The following is a 23216-nucleotide window of genomic DNA, read 5'->3' as shown; positions in this document are numbered from 1 at the left end:
GGTTTTTTTGATGCCAGGGGTTTACAGTTAAAAAGACGCTCCGTATAGTGCGCGCCATCGACGACGCACTAGCGTTGCCGATACTGCCCAGATGGTGAAATTGGTAGACACGCCAGCTTCAGGTGCTGGTGACCGCAAGGTCGTGGAAGTTCGAGTCTTCTTCTGGGCACCAATTCCGAGCTTGAGATTAGATCAATTTCAAGGCTCGCACAAAAACCCGCGAAAGCGGGTTTTTTGCATTTGAGGCTTCTGATTTATTAAAATCAAATCAGGGGTTTACAGATCTAAAAGCTCTCCGTATAGTGCGCCACATCAACAGCGGCAACGCTGAAGATTATGCCCAGATGGTGAAATTGGTAGACACGCCAGCTTCAGGTGCTGGTGACCGCAAGGTCGTGGAAGTTCGAGTCTTCTTCTGGGCACCAATTCAAATTCAAGGTTACGACCTTGAATTTCACAGAAACCCGCGAAAGCGGGTTTTTGCGTTTCTGGCTTGCAAAAATATCAACACGCCCCCCTGCAGGAGCGAGCTTGCACGCGATAAACCTTAGAGCGCCGCGGGGTGTCAGGTTTACAGCGTTATCGTTCACGTCCATCGCGAGCAAGCTTGCTCCTACAGAAGTAATGTCCATCCCGCAAGCGCACTTGAGAAACAATATCGTTTATCATTGTTGCAAGATTTTACAATGCGACAGTGAGGAACCCTGCGAATGATGTTTCGAAATACCCTGCGCCGCGGCCTGACCATTACCCTGCTTGGCCTGGCATTGGCCACTCCCCTCACCCAGGCCGCCGATCAAGTTTCCCTGACGCTCTATAACGGACAGCACAAGGAAGTCGGCGATGCTATCGCCAAAGCCTTTGAAGCCAAGACCGGAATTCACGTCAATGTGCGCAAGGGCAGCAGCAACCAGCTCGCCAGCCAGGTCGTCGAGGAAGGCGATCGCTCCCCCGCCGACGTGATCTACACCGAAGAGTCGCCACCACTGAACAAGCTCGGCGAACAGGGCCTGCTGGCGCAGACCGATGCCGCCACCCTCGCCGTTCTGCCGAAAGACTACGTTGCCGGCAATGGCACCTGGATCGGCATCACCGCGCGAGTCCGCGTCGTCGCCTTTAACCCGAAACTGATCGACGAAAAAGACCTGCCCAAGTCGGTGATGGAGTTTTCCGATCCGAAGTGGCAAGGCAAGGTCGGCTTCGTGCCTACCAGCGGCGCGTTCCAGGAACAGGCGGTGGCGATCATCAAGGTGCACGGCATGGATGCGGCTGAAGAATGGCTGACCGGCCTGCGCGCATTCGGCAAAACCTACAGCAACAACATGGTTGCATTGAAGGCCGTGGAAAATGGCGAAGTCGCCACCGTGCTGGTGAACAATTACTACTGGTTCGCCTTGCAGCGTGAAAAAGGCCAGCTCGATTCGAAACTGCATTATTTCACCGGCGGCGACGTCGGCGGGCTGATCACGGTTTCCAGCGCCGCCGTGCTGAAATCCAGCCGGCATCCAAAAGAAGCCCAGGAGTTCCTCGCCTATATGGCCAGTGAGGAAGGTCAGCGGGTGATTACCCAGACCACCGCCGAATACCCGCTGCACAAAGGCATGCAATCGGATCGCGGCCTGAAGCCGTTCAGCGAACTGCAAGCGCCAAAAGTCACGCCAGCGGACCTCGGCAATGCCGAAGAAGCCCTGGATCTGGAACGTGACGTTGGCTTGAACTGATGAACCCATCGTCATCCGCCCTCGCCTCGCGCGGGGGTTATGTACCACGGCGCAAACGGCCTTCGATCTGGTTGCTGTTACCGGTGCTGCTGCTGGTCGTGCTCAGCCTGCTGCCGCTGGCTTATGTCGGGCTCAAGACCTGGCAAGCGGGCTGGGCCGAAGCGCTGCACCTGCTGTGGCGGCCTTATGTGTTCGGCTTGCTGCGCAACACCCTGGCACTGATGATCGGTGTGACCCTGGCCTGCGGTGTGATCGGCCTGTCACTGGCTTGGCTGCTGGAGCGCAGCAATCTGCCGGGACGCCGACTGTGGGGCGTGATCCTGTGCCTGCCGTTCGCCGTGCCGGCGTTCGTCAGCAGTTTCACCTGGGTCTCCCTGAGCGCTCACTTCGAAGGCCTGGGCGGGGCGATTCTGGTGATGACCCTGTCCAAGTATCCGCTGATATTCCTGCCGGTGGCGGCGACGCTGCGCAATCTTGACCCGTCGCTGGAAGAGTCCGCGCGCACGCTGGGGCAGAATCGCCTGGGCGTCTTCTTCAAGATCACCCTGCCTCTGCTCTGGCCATCACTGCTGGCCGGGTCTCTACTGATAGCGCTGCACATGCTGGTGGAGTTCGGCGCGCTGTCGATTATCGGCCTGCAGACTTTCACTACAGCCATCTACCAACAGTTTGAGCTGGAATTCAGTAACGCCAACGCGGCGATGCTTTCGGCGGTGCTGCTGGGACTGTGCCTGGCACTGCTGTGGCTGGAGTTGCGGGTGCGCGGCAAAGGCCGACACGTGCGCACCGGGCAAGGCGCGGCACGCCGGGCAGAACAGGTTCGCCTCGGCCCCTGGGCAACTGTCGGACAACTCTATTGCTTGGCGCTGGCAATCATCGGCAGCGGCATCCCGCTGGGAATGCTGGCGTACTGGTTGGCGGTGGGTTCGTCAGCGGCGTTCCCGGTAGCCGCGATCAGCGAGGCCTTGCTCTCGTCTCTGGCACTGTCCCTCGGCGGTGCAGCGCTGTGCCTGGTACTGGCCGTCCCGGTGGGATTGCTGGTGGTGCGCCATAAGGGTCGACTGGCGATCTGGGCCGAGCGCCTGCCGTATCTGCTGCACGCATTGCCAGGACTGGTGATAGCCCTGACGCTGGTGTACTTCGCGCTGCACTATGTGCCGGTGCTGTACCAGACCTCGGCATTGTTGCTGATCGCTTATGCGCTGCTGTTTCTGCCGCTGGCGCAAGCGCCGATCCGTACAGCCTTGAACAAGGCCGCACCGCAGCTGGAAGAGGCCGCACGCACGCTGGGGGCCTCGTCCTTCAGTGCGTTTTGCCGGGTGACCCTGCCGATCATCTTTCCGGCGCTGGGAGCAGCCTTTGCGCTGGTGTTCCTGGATGCGATGAAGGAGCTGACGGCGACGTTGCTGCTGAGCCCGACCGGGCTCAACACATTGGCGACAGAAGTCTGGGCGCATACGGCGAATGTGGAGTTTGCGGCGGCGGCGCCTTATGCGGCGTTGTTGATACTGGTGTCGGGGTTGCCGGTTTACCTGCTTACGACGCGGATGTATCTGAGCCGCTGAAAAGCTTCGCGGGCAAGCCTCGCTCCTACAGGGATCGCGTGACTCTGTAGGAGCGAGGCTTGCCCGCGAAGGCGCCAGACCTGCCAATACAAACCTTAAGCCCTGAACTGCCCCAGGCTCGCCTTCAACTGCGCCGCCAACCCATCCAGCACCTTGCCGCTGGCCGTAGTCTCCACCACCGCCTGGGCTGCCTTCTCGGCCTGCGTATGGATGGTCTCGACCCGTCCACGTACCGCTTGCGCACCTCGCGCCTGATGGGCCGCCGCCTGAGTCGCCAAACCTATCGCCGCATGCACCTGCTCGACCGACGCCTGTACCGACTGCTGCAACCGCGCACTGTCACGCAACACCAGCAAGCCTTCACTGGCCTGGCGCCCGGCCTGACCGATTGCCGCCACCGCCTCACGCGCGCCCTCTTGCAGCGCGACGATATGCGCCTGGATGTCACCCGTGGAACTCTGGGTCTTGCTCGCCAACGCCCGCACTTCGTCAGCCACCACCGCAAACCCGCGACCGGTCTCGCCGGCTCGCGCCGCTTCGATGGCCGCATTCAGCGCCAGCAGGTTGGTCTGCTCGGCGATCCCGTGAATCACCGTCAGGACCACTTCAATCTTTTCACTCTGCTGCGCCAGCCGCTCGATGACTTTCGCGCCGGTATCGACCTGCCCGGCCAACGCCTCGATCAGGCTGCCGACCTTGGCCGAGGTGCGGGTGTTTTCATCGGTAGCCGAGCGAATGTCCACCACCTGCTGCAGGGCCGCCTGCATGGCATGGCTTTCAGATTGAGCGTCATCCGCCATCTGCGACAATGCACGCAAGCTCTCCGCCACTTCATCACGCTGCAGGCCGGCCGCCGCATCGGCGCCGGCGTTGCGCAAGGTCATGGCGCCGATTTCCACACCGGTGCGCTGGGCCACATCACCCGCCTCACGCACGATTGGCTGCAACTTGTCCACGAAACGATTGACCGCCGAGGCCATGTCGCCGATTTCGTCCTTGCTGTTGATCTGCACGCGCTTGGTCAGGTCGCCCTCACCCGCGGCCAGGTCATCCATGGCGGCGATGAGCATTTTCAAGCGATTGACCACTCGACGACCCAGCACCACCGCGAGCAGCAACAGCACCGCGAAACCTACGACCGCCAAGCCCATGCCAATGCGCCAGCGCAACGTTGTCGCCGCCTCCTGCACCGTGTCAGTGGTGTTGGACTTCATCTCGGACGCGGTGGACTGCGCCGACTGCAGCCGCGCACGCATCGCCGTGGCGCTATCAGCCGCCGCGCCTTTGAGGCTGTCGCCCACCAGCTCATCGCTGCTGGCGATCAAAGCGAGGAAACGCTTGTCCAGCGCCGCCACATCGGCTTCTACCGAGGCGGTCGAGACACCCATCAGGACTTTGCCGATTTCCACACCATTGGGGTTGATCGAGGCTTCCAGGTAGTAGACCGACGGATCGTTCTTCGCCGCGTCCAGTACCTTGTCCAGCGCCCGCTCGCCCTGGCCTTTTTCCAGCAAGGCTTTGTTGATCGGGTTTTCCCTGTTGAGGTAGCGCGTCAGGTGCTGGCCCGTAGCGTCGTCGTAGACCACGAACAACACATTGGGATTACGCTGGGCCCGGCGGGCGAACTCGGACAGGGTTGGAACATCGCTGTCCCACATGGCGCGGGGCGCGACGGAGGCCAGGAGCTGCGCCATATCGTTGGCGGAGTCCTTCAGATCCTTCTCCAGCGTCGCGCGCAGCTGCGCCTGCTCGTCCTTCAATCGCGAGGACAAACCGGCCGTCAGGCGCTGACGCGTGTTGGTGGAAAGGCTATCAAGGCTCGAAGTGACTTCACGCCCCGCCTGCTCCAGTTCGCTGGAGAGCTTTTGACTGTCGGCACCCAGGCGCAAGGCCAGATCGGCCTCCAGCGCCGTCACCGTGCTCCGCGTCAACGCGACAGCCACCAGCACTTGCACCAGGAGAGCGATACCCAAGGTAACGAACACGGGCCGCAATAAACGGCTTTGTAACAGAGAGAGAACGGCCGACACAGGAAATCCTTCTGCTTTGACGCCATTAAATTGATGGCACACCAGAAAAGATGCACTTAATGGAGATCGCAGCAAAGGTCATGCCGTCGGACAGGCACAAACGACAAAGGGTCCATGAAGGACCCTTTGTGTTTTACATCAACGACTTGTTAAGCGAACGGATGACGCAGAACGATGGTTTCGTTGCGGTCCGGGCCCGTCGAAATAATGTCGATCGGCGCACCGATCAGCGCTTCAACACGCTTGATGTAAGCACGGGCGTTGGCTGGCAGCTCTTCCAGGGTTTTGGCACCCACGGTCGATTCGGTCCAGCCCGGCACTTCTTCGTACACAGGCTGCAGGCCCACGTAGCTGTCAGCGTCAGTCGGGGCAACGTCTTGACCTTCTGCATCTTTGTAGCCGACGCAGATGTTGATGGTTTCCAGACCGTCGAGCACGTCCAGCTTGGTCAGGCAGATGCCCGAGATGCTGTTCACATCGATTGCGCGACGCAGGATAACAGCGTCGAACCAGCCACAACGACGAGCACGGCCGGTAGTCGCGCCAAACTCATGACCTTGTTTGGCCAGGTGCGCACCGACCTCGTCGAACAGCTCAGTCGGGAATGGACCCGAACCTACACGCGTGGTGTAAGCCTTGGTGATGCCCAGGATGTAGTCCAGGAACATGGGGCCAACACCCGAACCGGTAGCTACGCCGCCAGCGGTGGTGTTGGAGCTTGTCACGTACGGGTAGGTACCGTGGTCGATGTCCAGCAACGAACCCTGGGCGCCTTCGAACATGATGTCTTTGCCAGCGCGACGCAGGTCGTGCAGCTCAGCCGTCACGTCCAGCATCAGCGGCTTGAGCAGCTCAGCGTATTCCTTGCATTCGGCCAGGGTCTTGTCGAATTCGATGGCTGGCTCTTTGTAGTAACCCACCAGCATGAAGTTGTGGTAATCCACCAGTTCACGCAGCTTGTCTTCAAAGCGCGGCATGTTGAGCAGGTCGCCCACACGCAGGCCGCGACGTGCAACCTTGTCTTCGTACGCCGGGCCGATGCCGCGACCGGTGGTGCCGATCTTCAGCTCGCCACGGGCCTTTTCACGAGCCTGGTCCAGCGCTACGTGGAAGGACAGGATCAGCGGGCAGGACGGGCTGATACGCAGGCGCTCGCGCACCGGTACGCCTTTCTCTTCCAGCTTGATGATTTCCCGCAGCAGGGCGTCGGGTGCAACCACCACGCCGTTGCCGATCAGGCACTGCACGCCTTCGCGCAGCACGCCCGACGGGATCAGGTGCAGGACGGTTTTTTCGCCGTCGATCACCAGGGTGTGACCCGCGTTGTGGCCACCCTGGTAGCGCACTACGGCGGCAGCATGTTCGGTCAGCAGATCAACGATCTTGCCTTTGCCCTCATCACCCCATTGGGTGCCCAGGACTACGACATTCTTACCCATAACACTTGTCCTCATTCGCGCAAACTTGGTGCCGGCGGCAGCCGGCAGGGAAACTCAAGAAGCCAGTGGCGATACTTGCCAAAGCCCGTTCTGCTGAATCAATTGCCGGTCGCAGTCCGCTTCACGGGCGGCGGCCAATGGTTGCCCAGGCAACGCCTGAACGACACGCTGACCCTCACTGCGCAACTGGCAAACCTGCTGCCAGAGTGCCGCATCCGTACTGTCCGGCATCCAGATACCGCCAGACGGTAACTCGATATCAGCACGCCCCAGGGTCACCAGGGTTTTCAAATCGGTGGAGAAGCCAGTTGCCGGACGGGCGCGACCGAAGTCGGCGCCGATGTCGTCGTAACGACCGCCCTGGGCAATGGACTGGCCAACGCCCGGTACGAACACCGCGAACACTACACCGGTGTGGTAGTGGTAGCCGCGCAACTCGCCCAGGTCGAAATACAGCGGTAATTCAGGGAAACGCGTGGACAGACGCTCGGCAATTGCCAGCAAATCGTCCAGGGCCGCCAAAACTGGCGCCGGCGCATTCGCCAGACGCTCGCGAGCAGCGCTCAATACTTCACGACCACCACACAGGTCGACCAGCGCTCGCAGCATGCCCGACAGATCGGCAGGCAAGCCTTCGGTCAAGGTAATGACCTCGTCGATGGCCTTGCGTTGCAATGCATCGAACAACTGTTGCTCGACTTCACCGGACAAACCGGCGGCGCGGGCCAGGCCACGGTAGATACCGACATGCCCGAGGTCCATGTGCACATCCGGCACGTCGGCCAATTGCAGCATGGCCAGCATCAGGCTGATGACTTCCACATCGCTGCTCGGGCTCGCATCGCCGTACAACTCGGCGCCCAACTGAATCGGGCTACGCGAGGACGACAGTGCGCGCGGTTGAGCATGCAGCACGCTACCGGCATAACACAGACGACTCGGGCCTTCGCGACGCAGGGTGTGCGCATCGATGCGCGCCACTTGCGGCGTGATGTCGGCACGGAAGCCCATCTGCCGGCCCGATTGCGGGTCGATGACCTTGAAGGTACGCAGATCGAGGTCCGAGCCCGCGCCGGTCAGCAGGGATTCGAGGTACTCGATATGGGGAGTCACGACAAACTCGTAACCCCAGCTCTGGAACAGATCCAACACCTGGCGGCGCGCTACTTCAATGCGCGCCGCTTCTGGTGGCAGTACTTCTTCGATGCCATCTGGCAGCAGCCAGCGGTCTACCGTTGCCATTACGCCATTCCCCTATGGTCCGGGCGGCAAGCCGTTGGGCGAGCCTTGAGTGAAGCAGAAAATGATCGGCCCATGTGCAAACCACGCGCATGAACAACGGGGCGAAAAGCCTGAAATCGGCTTCGCCAACCACTTTCCTCGAAAAACCTGTCGAGTCATTCAACTCGGGCGACTGCACAAGTCCAGCATTCAAACGTGCAGACGCAAAAAAGCCGGGAATTTCCCGGCTGCCGCATCATACACTCGTTTTCCCAAAGGATCACCCCGCCCGAGGCTGTAGCCGCCAAGCGGGGGATGATTCAGGTCAACGAGGTATCAAGGCTTGGCTTTTTCCAGGTAACGGAAGAAGTCGCTGCTTGGGTCCAGGACCATGACGTCGGATTTGTTAGCGAAGCTTTCACGGTAGGCGCGCAGACTACGGTAGAAACCGTAGAACTCCTGATCCTGGCCGTAGGCCTTGGAGTAGATTGCAGCCGCCTGGGCATCACCGTCACCGCGAACCTCTTCGGATTCACGATAGGCTTCAGCCAGCAACACGCGGCGTTGACGATCGGCATCGGCACGAATGCCTTCCGCCAGCTCGTTACCCTTGGCGCGGTGCTCGCGAGCTTCACGCTCACGCTCGGAGCTCATGCGCTCGAACACACTGCGGTTCACTTCTTTCGGCAGGTCGATGGCCTTGACCCGAACATCGACCACTTCGATGCCCAGCTCTTTTTCCGCCATCTTGTTCAGCGAAGCCGTGATATCGGTCATCAGCGCATCGCGCTCACCGGAAACCACTTCGTGCAGCGTGCGCTTACCGAACTGGTCACGCAGGCCCGATTCCAGACGACGGGAAAGACGCTCGTCGGCAATCTGCTTGAGGCCGGAAGTCGCGGTGTAGAAGCGCTCGGCATCTTTCACGCGCCACTTGGCGTAGGCATCGACCATGACGGCTTTCTTTTCCAGCGTCAGGAAGCGTTGTGTCGGTGCATCCAGCGTCATCAGGCGTGCGTCGAATTTACGCACCTTGTTCACGTAGGGCACTTTCACGTGCAAGCCTGGCTGAACGTCGGCCTGGACCACACGTCCGAACTGCAGCAACACCGCACGCTCGGTTTGAGACACGATGTAGAAGCAGTTCCAGGCGGCGATCGCCACGACGACCACGACAATTAGGGCGATCAGCGATTTATTGCTCATCAGCGACTCTCCCTGGTACGTGTCTGCTGTTGCTGCAGATCGGCTGCGGCACGTGCATTCGCTTCATTGCTGGTGGCTGCGGCGCCGGTCACCGAAGTGCTGGTGTTGCGACCACTTTCGACCATTTTGTCCAACGGCAGGTAGAGCAGATTGCTCTGGCCATTCTTGTTGCCGGTTACAAGAACCTTGCTGGTGTTGCTGAAGACTTCCTGCATGGTGTCCAGGTACAGACGCTCGCGGGTGACTTCAGGTGCCTTGCGGTACTCGCTGACCAGCTTGGTGAAGCGATCGGCCTCACCCTTGGCGCGCGAGACGGTTTCGTCACGGTAACCATTGGCATCTTCGATGATGCGCTGGGCCTGACCACGGGCTTCCGGCACGACGCCGTTGGCATAGGTTTCCGCCTGGTTGCGCGAACGCTGCTCGTCTTCACGGGCGCGGATCACGTCATCGAAGGCTTCCTGGACTTCACGCGGTGCCGCTGCGCTCTGTACGTTGACCTGAGTGACGGTGATACCGGTGCGATAGGTATCCATGAAGCGTTGCAGGCGCTCCTTGATTTCGCTGGCCATCAATTCACGACCTTCGGTCAGCACCTGATCCATCGCGGTGGAACCCACCACATGGCGCAAGGCGCTTTCGGTCGCGTGCTGCAGGCTGATTTCCGGCTGATCGACGCTCAGCACGAAGTCCTGAAGGTTGCTGATCTTGTACTGCACGGTCAGCGGCACTTCGACGATGTTTTCGTCTTCAGTCAGCATTTGACCCTGCTTGGTATAGGCACGCTCACGCGTGACGTTTTCCAGGTACTTTTGATCGATCGGCGGGAAATATATGTTCAGACCCGGGCCAACGGTTTCGTAGTATTTGCCGAAGCGCAGCACCACGGCCTGCTCCTGCTCGTCGACTACGTAGACCGCGCTGTACAGCCACACGGCCGCCAACACGACCAGGCCGATGCCGAGAATGCCGCCGAAGCCGCTACTCCTGCCCGGACCACCGCCGTCATCACCGCGTTTCTTACCACCACCGAACAACCCGTTCAGGCTTTCCTGCAGCTTTCGGAAGGCCTCGTCGAGATCCGGTGGTCCCTTGCGGTCGCCGTTATTGCGGCGCTTGCCACCCCAAGGATCCTGATTATTCGAGTTGCCACCCGGCTCATTCCAAGCCATAGCGCTCTCCATCTGATAAAGCAAAGACGCACCCACGGCGCGCCAACCAATGCTACAGAATGCCTGTCACCGCGGCACAACCGCTTTCTCAGGCTTTTATTGCAAAGTGTGTTGCTCGATGAAATCCATCGGCTGCAATCCTTCGCGGCTCACCAGTCGATTCAACTCGATTCGCGGCAAACGAACGGCCAGCAGGCAGATGCCCTCTTCGTCGTGTTCTTCTTTCTGTACCGCACCGGCTTCGAAAAACTGCGCACGCAGTCGAGCAAAACGTTGCGGCAAGCGCAAGGTGCCAACAAACAAATCGTCGCCGAGCAGTTCGGCTACAGCCTGCTTGAGCAAATCCAGACCCGTACCGTCCTTGGCCGACAACCAGACCCGCTGCGGCTTGCCATCGGCATCGCGCTGGATCTGCGGCTCCACCCCCTCGAGCAAATCGAGTTTGTTGTAAACCTCGAGGATCGGCAAGTCTTGAGCACCGATCTCCCCGAGCACCACCATGACCTGTTCAATCTGGGCCATGCGCTCGGGTTCATGGGCATCGATCACGTGCAGCAGCAGGTCGGAGTTGCTCGACTCCTCGAGCGTAGCCCGAAAAGCCTCGACCAGTTTGTGCGGCAGGTGGCGAATGAAGCCCACGGTATCGGCCAGCACGATCGGCCCGAGGTCGTCGAGTTCGAGTCGGCGCAGGGTCGGGTCGAGGGTGGCGAAGAGCTGGTCGGCGGCGAAGACATCGGAATCGGTCACCGAGTTGAACAGCGTCGATTTGCCGGCGTTGGTATAACCCACCAGTGAAACCGTCGGAATGTCAGCCCGTTTGCGCCCGCGTCGAGACTGCTCGCGCTGGCTGCGAACCTTTTCCAGGCGCCCCTTGATCTGACGCAGGCGAACCCGCAACAGGCGCCGGTCGGTTTCCAGCTGGGTTTCACCCGGGCCGCGCAGACCGATACCGCCCTTCTGCCGCTCAAGGTGAGTCCAGCCACGAACCAGCCGCGTACTCATGTGTTCAAGCTGGGCCAGTTCGACCTGGAGCTTGCCTTCATGGGTGCGGGCGCGTTGGGCGAAAATATCCAGAATCAGACCCGTGCGGTCGATCACGCGACACTCGAAAACACGTTCGAGGTTACGTTCCTGACTGGGCGTGAGGATGTGATTGAAAATCACCAGATCGACCTGTTCGGCGTGGACCAGGTCGCGCAACTCCTCGACCTTGCCGCTGCCAATCAGGTATTTGGCGGTTGGCCGATGACGCGGCACGTTGAAAAACGCGACGGTCTCGGCGCCAGCCGACATTGCCAATTCCTGAAACTCCTGCGGATCTTCGCGCGCCTCAGGGTCCTGACCATCCAAGTGAACGAGAATGGCCCGTTCACCACCACCGTGGCGCTCAAAGAACAAAGGAGACTCCTATCAGGCGTTACCCGGAGTAGGCTCAGCGTCGCCCTGTTCACTTTCGGCGGCACTTGGCAGACGAATTGGACGAACCGGCACCACTGTAGAGATAGCGTGTTTGTAAACCATCTGGCTGACGGTGTTTTTCAGCAGGATAACGAACTGGTCGAAAGACTCGATCGTGCCTTGCAGCTTGATCCCGTTGACCAGGTAGATGGAGACCCCCACTTTCTCTTTACGTAAAGTATTCAAGTAAGGGTCTTGTAGCGAATGCCCTTTTGACATGTGCCGCACTCCTTTAAGGATTCAATATAAAAAAATAGGTAAACAGATGGCTTGTGGCCGTCAGACCCCCAAGGATAGACGGCAATTGCAAGGACTCAGCTCAATATGGAGATGGTCCCCAGGTATTTCAAGGCGCGCGGCAGATTGTCGCAATCCAGGCTGTCCAACCAGTGTAAATCAGCCCAACTGCGCAGCCAGGTGAACTGGCGCTTCGCCAGCTGGCGCGTAGCTATGATTCCACGCTCCTGCATCTCGGCTTGCGTCAGCTTGCCATCCAGGTAGTCCCAGACTTGTCGGTAGCCTACTGCACGTATAGACGGCAACCCTGCATGCAGGTCACTTCTTTTACGCAGGGCTACGACCTCGTCAATGAATCCCTGTTCCAACATTAAAGTAAATCTTTGTTTAATTCGCTCATGCAGCACCTGGCGATTTGCCGGGGCAATGGCCAAGTTCGCGACAGTATAGGGCAATTGTTGCTGTCCCGAAGCGGCGGCTTCAGTACTTTGCGCAGATTGTCGCATGCGCAGTTCAGTCATGCTTTGACCGCTGACACGATAAACCTCCAGCGCTCGACTGAGTCGTTGGGGATCGTTCGGATGAATGCGCGCTGCAGACTCGGGGTCAAACACTGCCAATTGATCGTGCAGGGCTGGCCAGCCAAGGCGTACAGCTTCTTCTTCGATCTGTGCGCGGACGTCGGGATCGGCGGCGGGCATGTCCGCCAGACCTTCAACCAAAGCCTTGTAATAGAGCATTGTGCCGCCCACCAGCAGCGGAATTTTTCCGCGCGCGGTGATGTCGGCCATGGCTTCGAGGGCATCACGTCGGAAATCCGCGGCCGAATAGCTCTCTGCCGGGTCGAGAATATCGATCAGACGATGGGGGAATTCGGCCAACAGCGCTTTGGAAGGCTTGGCGGTGCCGATGTCCATACCACGGTAGACCAGCGCCGAATCAACGCTGATCAACTCGCAGGGCAAGACTTTGGTGAGCTCGATGGCCAGGTCGGTCTTGCCGGCGGCGGTCGGCCCCATCAGGAAAATCGCAGGAGGGAGCTGGTTCATCAACGACCGCGCAAGAACAGTTTGTCCAGATCGTCCAGTCCCAATTGGGTCCAGGTCGGTCGGCCATGGTTGCATTGACCGCTGCGCTCGGTGTTTTCCATGTCGCGCAGCAGACCGTTCATTTCCGGCAGGGCCAGGCGCCGATTCGCACGAATCGCGCCGTGGCAGGCCATGGTCCCGAGCAGCTCGTTCAGGTGCGCCTGGATCCGGTCGCTGGTGCCGTACTCCATCAGATCCGCCAATACGTCACTGACCAGTCGATTGGCTTCCGCCTGCTTGAGCAAGGCCGGAATCTGCCGAATGGCCAGGGATTCCGGGCCAAGGCGCTGCAATTCGAAGCCCAGGCGCTGGAACCAGGCGACATGCTCTTCGGCGCAATCGGCTTCACGCTGGCTGACCGCCAGGGACTCGGGCACTAACAGCGGCTGGCCACTGAGGCCTTCGCTGGCCATGGCGATTTTCAGGCGTTCGTACATGATCCGCTCATGGGCGGCGTGCATGTCCACCAACACCAGGCCCTGGGCGTTCTCCGACAGAATATAGATGCCCTTGAGCTGCGCCAACGCGTAACCCAGGGGCGGAATATCGTCTTGCCCGGCCGGCAGCGCAACCGCGTTGGCCTCGGGCAACGGCGCGAAGAACTCGCGGTAGGCAGCCCGGGCTTCAGCGGCGGGAACGCCGGACTGCGGCCGTGGCGTGTATTGATAACCGGCGCCGACGCCCGAGCCAGCCGTCGCATTGAAGGCCGGCTGAGCCTGGGGCTGCTCCAGCAACGCATTGGCCGCCAGACGCATTTCACCCTGGGGACCGAACTCGCCGGCCTCGATCCCGCTCGGTCGAACGATGGCGGTCGCCACAGGCGCAGCCAGTTGATCCTCAGGACGCACATCGCCCAGGGCGCGGTGCAAGGTGCCATAGAGGAAGTCGTGGACCATGCGCCCGTCACGGAAGCGCACTTCGTGTTTGGTCGGGTGCACGTTGACGTCGACGCCCGCCGGATCGACTTCGAAAAACAGCACGAAGGTCGGGTGACGGCCGTTGAACAGCACATCGCGATACGCCTGACGGACCGCGTGGGCCACCAGTTTGTCGCGCACGGCACGGCCATTCACAAAGAAATACTGCAAGTCCGCCTGGCTGCGATTGAACGTTGGCAAGCCGACCCAACCCCACAGATGCAGGCCATTGCGCTCGATTTCGATCGGCAGCGCCTGTTCCAGGAAGCCCGCGCCGCAAATGGCCGCTACACGCCGGGCACGGGCCGCATCATCGTGGGCCTCATGCAGGCTGAGGATGGTCTTGCCGTTATGGCGCAGGTGGAAAGCCACATCGAAACGCGCCAATGCCAGGCGCTTGATCACTTCCTGCAGGTGATCGAACTCGGTTTTTTCAGTCTTGAGAAACTTGCGGCGCGCCGGGGTATTGAAGAACAGGTCGCGCACTTCGACCGAGGTGCCGACCGGATGCGCGGCCGGCTGCACCCGCGGCGCCATGTCCCGACCTTCGGTTTCGACTTGCCAGGCCTGATCGGCCTCTTTGGTTCGGGACGTCAGCGTCAGCCGTGCCACGGAACTGATCGATGCCAGGGCCTCGCCACGAAAGCCGAGGCTCATGACCTGTTCAAGGTCTTCCAGGTTGCGGATCTTGCTGGTGGCGTGACGGGCCAGGGCCAGCGGCAAGTCGTCGGCGGAAATGCCGCTGCCATCGTCGCGCACTCGCAGCAACTTGACACCACCCTGCTCGACATCGACATCGATGCGTCGGGCACCGGAGTCGAGGCTGTTTTCCAGCAACTCCTTGATCACCGAAGCCGGGCGCTCGACCACCTCGCCGGCGGCAATCTGGTTCGCCAGCCGGGGGCTGAGCAGCTCGATGCGAGCGGTGTTGGTCAGCGCCTGACTCATTCTTTGGCCGCCAGGTCAGTGCCGGGAATCGTCAGATGCTGACCGATTTTGAGCTCATCACTCGCCAGGTTATTGGCGCTGCGCAGGGTGGCCGGCGACACCTGGTAGCGTACGGCGATCATCGCCAGGGTTTCACCGGGATTCACGCGATGGTCTCGTGGGCCTTGGGCGATCTTGCCGGAATCGCGCAGCCAGGCAATGTAGGTGCCCGGCGGTGGATTCTGCTGGAAGAACTGACGCACGCCGCTGCTGATCGACCGCGCCAGCGCCTGCTGGTGATTCGCGGCGGCAAGCTTGGAGGCTTCGTTGGCGTTGGAGATGAACCCGGTTTCCACCAGGATCGACGGGATGTCCGGCGACTTCAGCACCATGAACCCGGCCTGCTCCACCCGTTGTTTGTGCAGCGGGGTGACCCGGCCGATATTGCTCAGGACCTTCTGGCCGACGTTCAGGCTGGACGTCAGGGAGGCGGTCATCGACAGGTCGAGCAGTACGCCCGCCAACATGCGGTCCTTGTCGTCGAGGCTGACGTTACCGGCACCGCCGATCAAGTCGGACCGGTTTTCACTGTCGGCCAACCAGCGCGCCGTCTCGGACGTGGCGCCGCGATCAGACAGGGCGAATACCGACGCACCGAAGGCGGCGGCCGAGGGGGCGGCATCGGCGTGGATCGAGACGAACAGGTCGGCGCCCTTCTTGCGGGCGATTTCGGTACGCCCGCGCAAGGGAATGAAGTAGTCGCCGGTACGGGTCAGTTCGGCACGGAAGCCTTTCATGCCGTTGACCTGGCGCTGCAGTTCGCGAGCGATGGCCAGCACCACGTCTTTCTCGCGCTGACCGCGAGAACCGGAAGCGCCCGGGTCTTCGCCACCGTGGCCGGCATCGATGACCACGACGATGTCGCGCTTGCCGGCCGGGGCTGGCGGCAATTTGACCGGTGGATCGATTGGAGTGACGGGTACCGGGGCCACTGTCGCGACGTTGGTCGGCGCCGGAATCGGCGCGGCGTCGGCAGGGTTATCGAACAGATCGACCACCAGCCGGTTACCGTACTGGGCGTTCGGCGCCAGGGTAAAGCTTTTCGGCGTCACGGCTTTTTTCAGGTCGATGACCACCCGCAGGTCGGTCGGCGTGCGTTGGGCCGAGCGCATGGCGGTGATCGGGGTATTGGAGCTATTGACGTTCAATGGCGCCCCGAGGCTCGCGCCATTGATGTCGATCACCAGTCGATCCGGAGCAGACAGGGTAAACACGCTGTGCTGGACAGGCCCCGTCAGGTCGAACACCAGTCGTGTGTTGTCCGGAGCCCGCCACAGGCGAACGCTGTTGACCTTTGTCTCGGCCACAGCGTCGACGGTTACCGCCAGAAACAACAACCCTACGGCAGCTACCATCGCGCGAAAGCGCATACCTGACCCCATCATTTAATTGGATTCCAATGCCAAAGCGGCACACCACGACTCGCCACGCGAGCCCTGGGACAAAATTTTCAGCGAACGCCCGCTGTCTTGCGGGCTAATGGTAATGGTCAGGTCGGGCTTTGGCAAAAAGCCTGCACCTTTTTCGGGCCACTCGATCAGACACAACGCATCGTCCTCGAAGTAGTCGCGGATACCCAGGTATTCCAACTCTTCAGGGTCGACCAAACGATAGAGGTCGAAATGGAAGGCCCGGATGTCGCCGATCTCGTACGGCTCGACCAGGGTGAAGGTCGGACTTTTTACCGCACCCTCATGCCCCAGACCCCGGATGATACCTCGGGACAGCGTGGTTTTCCCCGCCCCCAGGTCCCCTTCCAGAAAAATCAGACCGTGCCCTTTGGTGGTTTTCGCGATACGTGCGCCAAACGCCGTCATTGCCTCTTCATCAGCCAGGTACAGGGTTACTTCAGACACGGTGATTGCTCCTCCAACAACTGACGAATGACTGGAATCAGATCACTGGCCGCCAGCCCACGGCCCGATTTACCTTCTTGTGCACCGGCGCTGGCGTGCAGCCAGACACCGAGGCAAGCGGCGTCAAAGGCGTTCATGCCCTGGGCCAGCAGGGCGCCCAGCAATCCGGCCAGCACATCGCCCAATCCGGCGGTAGCCATTGCCGGATGCCCCTGATCGCATACCGCCAGACGTCCATCGGGACTGGCGATCAGGCTGCCGGCGCCTTTGAGGACCACAACCGCTGTGTATTTTTTGCTCAATGCATGGGCAGCGGCTGGACGATCGGCCTGGACCTCTGCAGTCGACAGGCCCAATAACCGCGCCGCTTCCCCCGGATGGGGCGTGATCACACAATCCCTGGGCAAGCTCACCTGCCCTTCAGCCAATAGATTTAAGGCGTCGGCGTCCCATACTTGCGCAAGCGGTGCGTTAGCCGCCGCCGACAAAAGACTGCGCCCCCAGGACGCCTGCCCCAAGCCTGGACCGACGACCAGCACGGAAACTTTTTCCAGCAATCCCATCAGTTGGTTGGCTGACGAAGTGCCCAATACCATGGCTTCGGGAATTCTCGCCAGTGCGGCGGGCACATGCTCGCTTCGCGTCGATACCGACACCATGCCCGCGCCACCGCGCAGCGCAGTTTGCGCACTCAGCAGGATCGCGCCGCCAAAACCCCGATCACCGCCGATCAACAGCACATGCCCGAACTTGCCTTTATGGGCAGTGGGAGCGCGGCGGGCCAGTCGCGGCACGCTACCGGCCGTCAGAAGACGCGCACTGATGTCGACGCCATTAAATGACTCAGGGGAGGCCTGCAGATCATTGAACACCCACTCGCCCACCACGTCCGCCGCGTCGCCGGTGAACAGCCCCACTTTCAAGCCAATGAAGGTCACGGTCAGATCAGCCCGGACGGCCGAGCCAAGCATACGTCCCGTATCAGCGCAAAGACCCGAAGGAATATCCACTGCCGCAACCGGCAAGCCACTGGCATTGATCGCAGCGATAACGCTGGCATAGGGTTCTCGCACGTCTCCCGTCAAACCGGTGCCGAGCATGGCGTCTACCACAACGCCCCGCAACCCGGACTGCGAGCTCCAGGCTTGAACGGCAACGCCTTCGGCCACGGCCTCGGCGTGGGCCAGGGCTGCATCACCTTGCAAACGCCGAGGATCACCGACGGCCAGGACGCGCACGTGCCAACCTGCACGCCTGGCCAAAACAGCTACTAAATAGCCATCACCGGCGTTATTGCCATGACCGGTCACCACACTCAGCTCGTTCGCCGTCGGCCAGTGTCGGACCAGCGCACGCCAGGTTGCGCGCGCCGCCCGCAGCATCAATTCGAAGCCCGGTGTGCCGGCTGCGATCAGGCTCGCATCGAGCCTTCGCACTTGCTCGGCGCTGTACAGCGCGTCGGGTAAATCATCTTTAGTGTGCGGCATGCGTCTTCGGGCTCCGATGTCTGGCAGAATTATACGCACCTCAGCTCCGGTTTCTCTCGTCTCATGCCCGCTATTACCACAGACCTGCCCGCCCTCGCCCAATCCATCAAGGATTGGGGCCGCGAGCTGGGCTTTCAGCAAGTCGGCATCAGCGGCCTGGACCTGGCCGAGCATGAGCAGCACCTGCAGCGCTGGCTCGAAGCCGGCTACCACGGCGAAATGGAGTACATGGGCGCCCACGGCAGCAAACGCTCGCACCCGGAAGAACTGGTGCCGGGCACGTTACGGGTCGTTTCCCTGCGCATGGACTACCTGCCCGGCGACACAGAAATGGCCCAACGCCTGGCCCAACCGGAAAAAGCCTACGTCTCGCGTTATGCCTTGGGCCGCGATTACCACAAATTGATCCGTAAACGCGTGCAACAACTGGCAGAAAAAATCCAGGCGGTCATCGGCCCGTTCGGCTACCGCGCGTTCGTCGACAGTGCCCCGGTGCTGGAAAAGGCCATCGCCGAAAAAGCCGGTCTGGGCTGGATCGGCAAAAATACCCTGGTGTTGAATCGCAAGGCCGGCAGTTACTTCTTTCTCAGTGAACTGTTCGTCGACCTGCCGCTCCCTGTGGACCCGCCCCACGCCAGCGAACACTGCGGACGCTGCACCGCGTGCCTGGACATTTGCCCGACCAATGCGTTCGTCGGCCCTTATGTACTGGATGCCCGGCGCTGCATTTCCTACCTGACCATCGAGCTGAAAACCGCGATCCCCGAAGAGTTGCGACCGCTGATCGGCAATCGGGTGTTTGGTTGCGATGACTGCCAGATCGTCTGCCCCTGGAACCGCTTTGCCCGTCCGTCCGGGGAAAGCGACTTCAAGCCGCGTCACAATCTGGACAATGCCGAACTGGCTGAATTGTTCATGTGGGACGAAGACAAATTCCTGAGCAGCACCGAAGGTTCGCCGCTACGCCGCGCCGGTTACGAGCGCTGGCTGCGCAATCTCGCGGTGGGCCTGGGTAATGCGCCGTCGAGCATTCCGGTGCTGGAAGCGTTGAAGGCGCGACGCGACTACCCCTCGGAGCTGGTCCGCGAACACGTGGAATGGGCCCTGAAACAACACGAAACCCTGTAGGAGCTGGCTTGCCAGCGAAGAGGCCATAACGGTCAACATCCATGTTGGCTGTTATACCGCCTTCGCTGGCAAGCCAGCTCCTACAGTGACCGTGTCAGGCTTCGTCGTTGTAGACGAACTTCGGCATTTCCCAGTGAAAACGGATCGCCAACAGACGCAACAGGAACCCGCCGAACAGAGTAATCAGGATCGCCTGTTCCCCGGGTAGTTCGAGATAGATGCACAGCAGGTAGCACCACGCCGCCGCGAACGACACGCTGGCGTAGAGTTCTCGGCGGAAGATCAGCGGGATGTCGTTACAGAAGATATCCCGCAGGATGCCGCCGAACACCCCGGTGATCACCCCGCTGACCGAAGCCACCAACATGCCATGGCCCATTTCCAGCGCGGTCATGCAGCCGATCAAGGTAAAGGCCACCAAGCCTACGGCGTCGAGTACCAGAAACAGCGAACGCAGGTGGCGCATCCAGCGTGCGGCGAACACGGTGAACATCGCCGCGATCGAGGTCAATACCAGGTATTCCGGGTGTTTGACCCAGGTCAGGGGGTAATGGCCGAGCAACACGTCGCGCACCGACCCGCCCCCCAGGGCAGTCACGCACGCGATCAGCACCACACCAAACCAATCCATGCCGCGACGGCCGGCAGACAGGGCACCGGTCATGGCTTCGGCGGTAATGGCGATCAGGTAGAGCATCAGCAACATGGGGGCGGTCCTTGCAGGAAGGCGCGCAGTCTAGCCAGATCGTCCGGGCACCAAAAGGGGGCAATTAGCAAATGTAGGAGCCGGCTTGGTGGCGATGGTGTCCTCGAGGGCCCCTTCGCTGGCAAGCCAGCTCCTACAGGTATCGCAAACCGTGTAGGAGCTGGCTTGCCAGCGAAGGGGCCCTTGAGGACACCGCTGAATCAGAACTTGATGAAGTTCTTGCGGTAATGCTGCAACTCGGCGATGGATTCACGGATGTCGTCCAGGGCCAGGTGAGTGCTGCCTTTCTGGAAGCTGTCGCGCACGCTCGGCGCCCAGCGTGCGGCCAATTCTTTCAGGGTCGACACGTCGAGGTTGCGGTAGTGGAAATAGCTTTCCAGGGATTTCATGTGGGTATATAGAAAACGACGGTCCTGGCAGATGCTGTTGCCGCAGATCGGCGACTTGCCCTTCGGCACCCATTTTTCCAGGAAGGCGATGGTCTCGGCTTCGGCTTCGGCCATGCTGATACGGCTGTCGCGAACCCGTTGGGTCAGGCCCGAGCCGCCATGTTGACGGGTGTTCCACTCGTCCATGCCGGCGAGGATCTCGTCGCTGTGGTGTATGGCGATCACCGGCCCTTCGGCCAAGGTGTTCAGATCACTGTCGGTGACGATGGTGGCCATTTCGATGATGACGTCGGTATCGGGGTTCAGACCGGTCATTTCCAGGTCGATCCAGATCAGATTCTGCGGGTTTTGCATGTGTCGACTCCTAGGCAATGCTGCGCAGTTTAGCCTAGGGACGTGGCCGGGCGTGCTAAACTCGCGGCCGTTTTACCTAATCGCTGCATTCTTGATACGGAACACCCATGGCCAAACGCCAACTCAATCGTCGTCAAAACTGGCGCATCGAAAAGATTCAGGGCGAACGCGCTGCCCGCGCCGCCAAACGCGAGTCCTCGGCTGTCGAGGCACTCGAGGGTGGCGACCTGGGGCCGGAACAGACCGGCCTGGTGATCGCGCACTTCGGTGTGCAGGTCGAAGTCGAAGCGCTCGATGGCGAGTTGGCCGGCCAGGTGTTCCGCTGCCACTTGCGCGCCAACCTCCCGGCACTGGTGACCGGCGATCAGGTGGTCTGGCGTGCCGGCAACCAGGGCATCGGCGTGATCGTGGCGCAATTGCCGCGCAAAACCGAACTCTGCCGTCCGGACAGCCGTGGCCAGCTCAAGCCGGTGGCGGCCAACGTCGACATGATCGTCATCGTCTTCGCGCCGCTGCCCGAGCCCCACGCCAACCTGATCGACCGTTATCTGGTCGCGGCCGAGCACGCGGGGATTCGTCCACTGCTGCTGCTCAACAAATTCGACCTGATCGACGAACACAACGCCCCGGCGCTGAATGCCTTGCTGGCGGTCTACCGCACGCTGGGCTATCCGGTACTGGAAGTGTCGGCGCACCACGGCAACGGCATGGAGCAACTGCAGAAGCAACTGGACGGGCATATCAGCGTGTTCGTCGGCCAGTCCGGCGTCGGCAAATCGTCGCTGGTCAACAGCCTGTTGCCGGAAGTCGACACCCGCGTCGGCCCGCTGTCCGAGCTGTCCGGCCAGGGCACCCACACCACCACCACCGCGCGCTTGTTCCACTTCCCCGGTGGCGGTGAGCTGATCGACTCCCCGGGTATCCGCGAATTCGGCCTGGGTCACGTCAGCCGCGCCGACGTCGAAGCCGGCTTCATCGAGTTCAACGACCTGATCGGCACCTGCCGCTTCCGCGACTGCAAACACGACCGCGAACCGGGTTGCGCCTTGCTCAAGGCCCTGGAAGAAGGCCGCGTGCAGCAGCAACGGATGAACAGTTACCGCTCGATCATTGCCAGCTTGCCGGAGAGCAGCTACTAAGTAGCCTGTTCATTTTCGTGGCGCCACGAAAATGATCAGCAGCCTGCGAAGATAAAAAAGCCGCGATCATCGCGGCTTTTTTGTGGGTCACGGCTTTGGCGGCTCACCCTGTTTCGGCACCGGGTCATCGAACAGATTCAAACGCTCGCGAAGCTCATGCGCCGGTAGCGGCTCTTTATCCGCAGGCAATGCATTCGGGTCGACGGGCGTGGTCGGCACTTCACCCGGGGCGCCCTGCCCTGGCGTCGGCTCCGGCGCACGCTCCGCACCTTGCGCGCCTTCCATGGCACGCTGGGCTTTTTTGGTCAGCACCACGATGTCGATACGGCGGTTGACCGGGTTGAACGGGTTTTCCCGATCAAACAGTGCCGAGGAGGCGTAGCCGACGACTCGCGCCACTTGCGATTCCGGGTAGCGACCGGCGACCAGCGCACGGCGGGCCGCGTTGGCACGGTTGGCTGACAGCTCCCAGTTACCGAAATCACCGCTACCCGAATAGGGTGTGGCATCGGTGTGGCCGCTGATGCTGATCTTGTTCGGCACGGCCTTGATGGTGTCGGCCATGGCCAGCAGAATATCTTCGAAATACGGTTTCAGGCGAGCGCTGCCCGAGTCGAACATCGGCCGGTTTTCCGCGTCCATGATCTGGATGCGCAAACCATTGGTAATGATCTCGAATTGGATCTGGTCCTTGAATTTGTGCAGCTGGGGATTTTCATCGACCTTGCTCTGCAATTCTTGCATCAGCAGTTCCAGCCGTTCCTTCTCGACCTGCTCGGCCATGCCTTCGGCCTGTTCGTTACCGACGGTCACCTTGTCCGGCTGAGGTTGGGATTTGACCTCGGGATTGAGCGTGGCTTCCGGTGCCAGGGTTGGCGAACCACCCAGGTCGATGATGTAGGGCGTGCCACTTTCGGTAAAGCCGATCGGGTCCTTGAAGTAACCGGCGATGGCGATCTTCTGCTCAGGCGTTGCGTTGGAGAGCAGCCACAGCACCAGGAAGAACGCCATCATCGCCGTCGCGAAGTCGGCGAAAGCGATTTTCCAGGCGCCCCCATGATGCCCGGCGGCATAGCGCTTGACGCGCTTGATGATGATCGGCTGGTTATTTTCCAT

General features: G+C 60.8%; 19 protein-coding genes and 2 tRNA genes. 6 read left to right on the top strand and 15 right to left on the bottom strand.

The window, feature by feature from the left end; genetic code table 11:
* Positions 1 to 85 precede the first annotated feature (85 nt).
* The 4 genes from F8N96_RS06000 (at position 86) to F8N96_RS05985 (ending at position 3286) form a co-directional block, all read left to right on the top strand.
* Positions 86 to 172, top strand: a tRNA-Leu gene (locus tag F8N96_RS06000).
* 166 nt (positions 173 to 338) lie between these two features.
* Positions 339 to 425: transfer RNA gene (locus F8N96_RS05995), tRNA-Leu, on the top strand.
* 285 nt (positions 426 to 710) lie between these two features.
* Positions 711 to 1721: an extracellular solute-binding protein gene (locus F8N96_RS05990; RefSeq protein WP_150797038.1), complete on the top strand. Its 1011-nt coding sequence runs from the start codon at positions 711 to 713 to the stop codon at positions 1719 to 1721.
* Positions 1721 to 3286, top strand: a complete 1566-nt coding sequence (locus F8N96_RS05985) for an ABC transporter permease (RefSeq protein ID WP_150797037.1) — start codon at positions 1721 to 1723, stop codon at positions 3284 to 3286. The genes F8N96_RS05990 and F8N96_RS05985 overlap by 1 nt, the downstream gene beginning before the upstream one ends.
* A 95-nt stretch (positions 3287 to 3381) precedes the next feature.
* Here the strand turns inward: F8N96_RS05985 and F8N96_RS05980 are convergent, their stop codons facing one another.
* The 12 genes from F8N96_RS05980 to F8N96_RS05925 form a co-directional block, all read right to left on the bottom strand.
* A complete protein-coding gene (locus tag F8N96_RS05980) occupies positions 3382 to 5316 on the bottom strand; it encodes a methyl-accepting chemotaxis protein (protein WP_150797036.1) in 1935 nt (644 codons plus the stop codon).
* 149 nt (positions 5317 to 5465) lie between these two features.
* Positions 5466 to 6755, bottom strand: coding sequence for an adenylosuccinate synthase (locus F8N96_RS05975; RefSeq protein ID WP_150763518.1), 1290 nt, complete (start codon positions 6753 to 6755; stop codon positions 5466 to 5468).
* 54 nt (positions 6756 to 6809) lie between these two features.
* Positions 6810 to 7997: an ATP phosphoribosyltransferase regulatory subunit gene (locus F8N96_RS05970; RefSeq protein ID WP_150797035.1), complete on the bottom strand. Its 1188-nt coding sequence runs from the start codon at positions 7995 to 7997 to the stop codon at positions 6810 to 6812.
* A gap of 315 nt (positions 7998 to 8312) precedes the next feature.
* Positions 8313 to 9182 carry a protease modulator HflC gene (gene hflC, locus F8N96_RS05965; protein ID WP_150763516.1) on the bottom strand — a complete coding sequence of 290 codons (870 nt, stop codon included), beginning with the start codon at positions 9180 to 9182 and terminating at the stop codon, positions 8313 to 8315.
* Entirely contained in the window at positions 9182 to 10354 is a 1173-nt protein-coding gene (gene hflK / locus F8N96_RS05960; protein ID WP_150797034.1) for an FtsH protease activity modulator HflK, read from the bottom strand. The genes hflC and hflK overlap by 1 nt, the downstream gene beginning before the upstream one ends.
* A 96-nt stretch (positions 10355 to 10450) precedes the next feature.
* Positions 10451 to 11752, bottom strand: coding sequence for a ribosome rescue GTPase HflX (gene hflX, locus F8N96_RS05955; RefSeq protein ID WP_150763514.1), 1302 nt, complete (start codon positions 11750 to 11752; stop codon positions 10451 to 10453).
* A gap of 12 nt (positions 11753 to 11764) precedes the next feature.
* The gene (hfq, locus tag F8N96_RS05950; protein WP_150797033.1) at positions 11765 to 12031 is read right to left on the bottom strand and encodes an RNA chaperone Hfq; all 267 of its coding nucleotides are present in this window, start codon (positions 12029 to 12031) and stop codon (positions 11765 to 11767) included.
* 95 nt (positions 12032 to 12126) lie between these two features.
* Positions 12127 to 13098 (bottom strand): tRNA (adenosine(37)-N6)-dimethylallyltransferase MiaA, encoded by a 972-nt coding sequence (miaA, locus tag F8N96_RS05945; protein WP_150797032.1) that lies wholly within the window; start codon positions 13096 to 13098, stop codon positions 12127 to 12129.
* Positions 13098 to 15002, bottom strand: a complete 1905-nt coding sequence (mutL, locus tag F8N96_RS05940) for a DNA mismatch repair endonuclease MutL (RefSeq protein ID WP_150797031.1) — start codon at positions 15000 to 15002, stop codon at positions 13098 to 13100. Before mutL ends, miaA begins: the two co-directional genes overlap by 1 nt.
* The gene (locus tag F8N96_RS05935) at positions 14999 to 16426 is read right to left on the bottom strand and encodes an N-acetylmuramoyl-L-alanine amidase (protein ID WP_150797030.1); all 1428 of its coding nucleotides are present in this window, start codon (positions 16424 to 16426) and stop codon (positions 14999 to 15001) included. Before F8N96_RS05935 ends, mutL begins: the two co-directional genes overlap by 4 nt.
* Entirely contained in the window at positions 16427 to 16897 is a 471-nt protein-coding gene (tsaE, locus tag F8N96_RS05930; RefSeq protein ID WP_150797029.1) for a tRNA (adenosine(37)-N6)-threonylcarbamoyltransferase complex ATPase subunit type 1 TsaE, read from the bottom strand.
* On the bottom strand, positions 16885 to 18384 hold the full coding sequence (locus F8N96_RS05925) for an NAD(P)H-hydrate dehydratase (RefSeq protein ID WP_150797028.1): 1500 nt from the start codon (positions 18382 to 18384) through the stop codon (positions 16885 to 16887). Before F8N96_RS05925 ends, tsaE begins: the two co-directional genes overlap by 13 nt.
* 63 nt (positions 18385 to 18447) lie before the next feature.
* On the opposite strand from F8N96_RS05925, the gene queG reads away from it, so the two are divergent.
* Entirely contained in the window at positions 18448 to 19512 is a 1065-nt protein-coding gene (gene queG / locus F8N96_RS05920) for a tRNA epoxyqueuosine(34) reductase QueG (RefSeq protein WP_150797027.1), read from the top strand.
* 94 nt (positions 19513 to 19606) lie between these two features.
* On the opposite strand, the gene F8N96_RS05915 is transcribed toward queG, so the two are convergent.
* Positions 19607 to 20218 (bottom strand): trimeric intracellular cation channel family protein, encoded by a 612-nt coding sequence (locus F8N96_RS05915; RefSeq protein ID WP_064675606.1) that lies wholly within the window; start codon positions 20216 to 20218, stop codon positions 19607 to 19609.
* A gap of 200 nt (positions 20219 to 20418) precedes the next feature.
* Positions 20419 to 20961: an oligoribonuclease gene (orn, locus tag F8N96_RS05910; RefSeq protein WP_064675605.1), complete on the bottom strand. Its 543-nt coding sequence runs from the start codon at positions 20959 to 20961 to the stop codon at positions 20419 to 20421.
* Positions 20962 to 21068: 107 nt separating this feature from the next.
* On the opposite strand from orn, the gene rsgA reads away from it, so the two are divergent.
* Complete coding sequence (rsgA, locus tag F8N96_RS05905) at positions 21069 to 22100, top strand: small ribosomal subunit biogenesis GTPase RsgA (RefSeq protein WP_064675604.1); 1032 nt, start codon at positions 21069 to 21071, stop codon at positions 22098 to 22100.
* Between the two features lie 87 nt (positions 22101 to 22187).
* On the opposite strand, the gene motB is transcribed toward rsgA, so the two are convergent.
* Entirely contained in the window at positions 22188 to 23216 is a 1029-nt protein-coding gene (motB, locus tag F8N96_RS05900) for a flagellar motor protein MotB (protein WP_150797026.1), read from the bottom strand.

The organism is Pseudomonas fluorescens, assembly GCF_902497855.1.
GTDB classification, from domain to species: Bacteria; Pseudomonadota; Gammaproteobacteria; order Pseudomonadales; family Pseudomonadaceae; genus Aquipseudomonas; species Aquipseudomonas fluorescens_BI.
The sequence above is the reverse complement of the archived record's forward strand: the minus strand, read 5'-3'. Positions and strand labels throughout refer to the sequence as shown.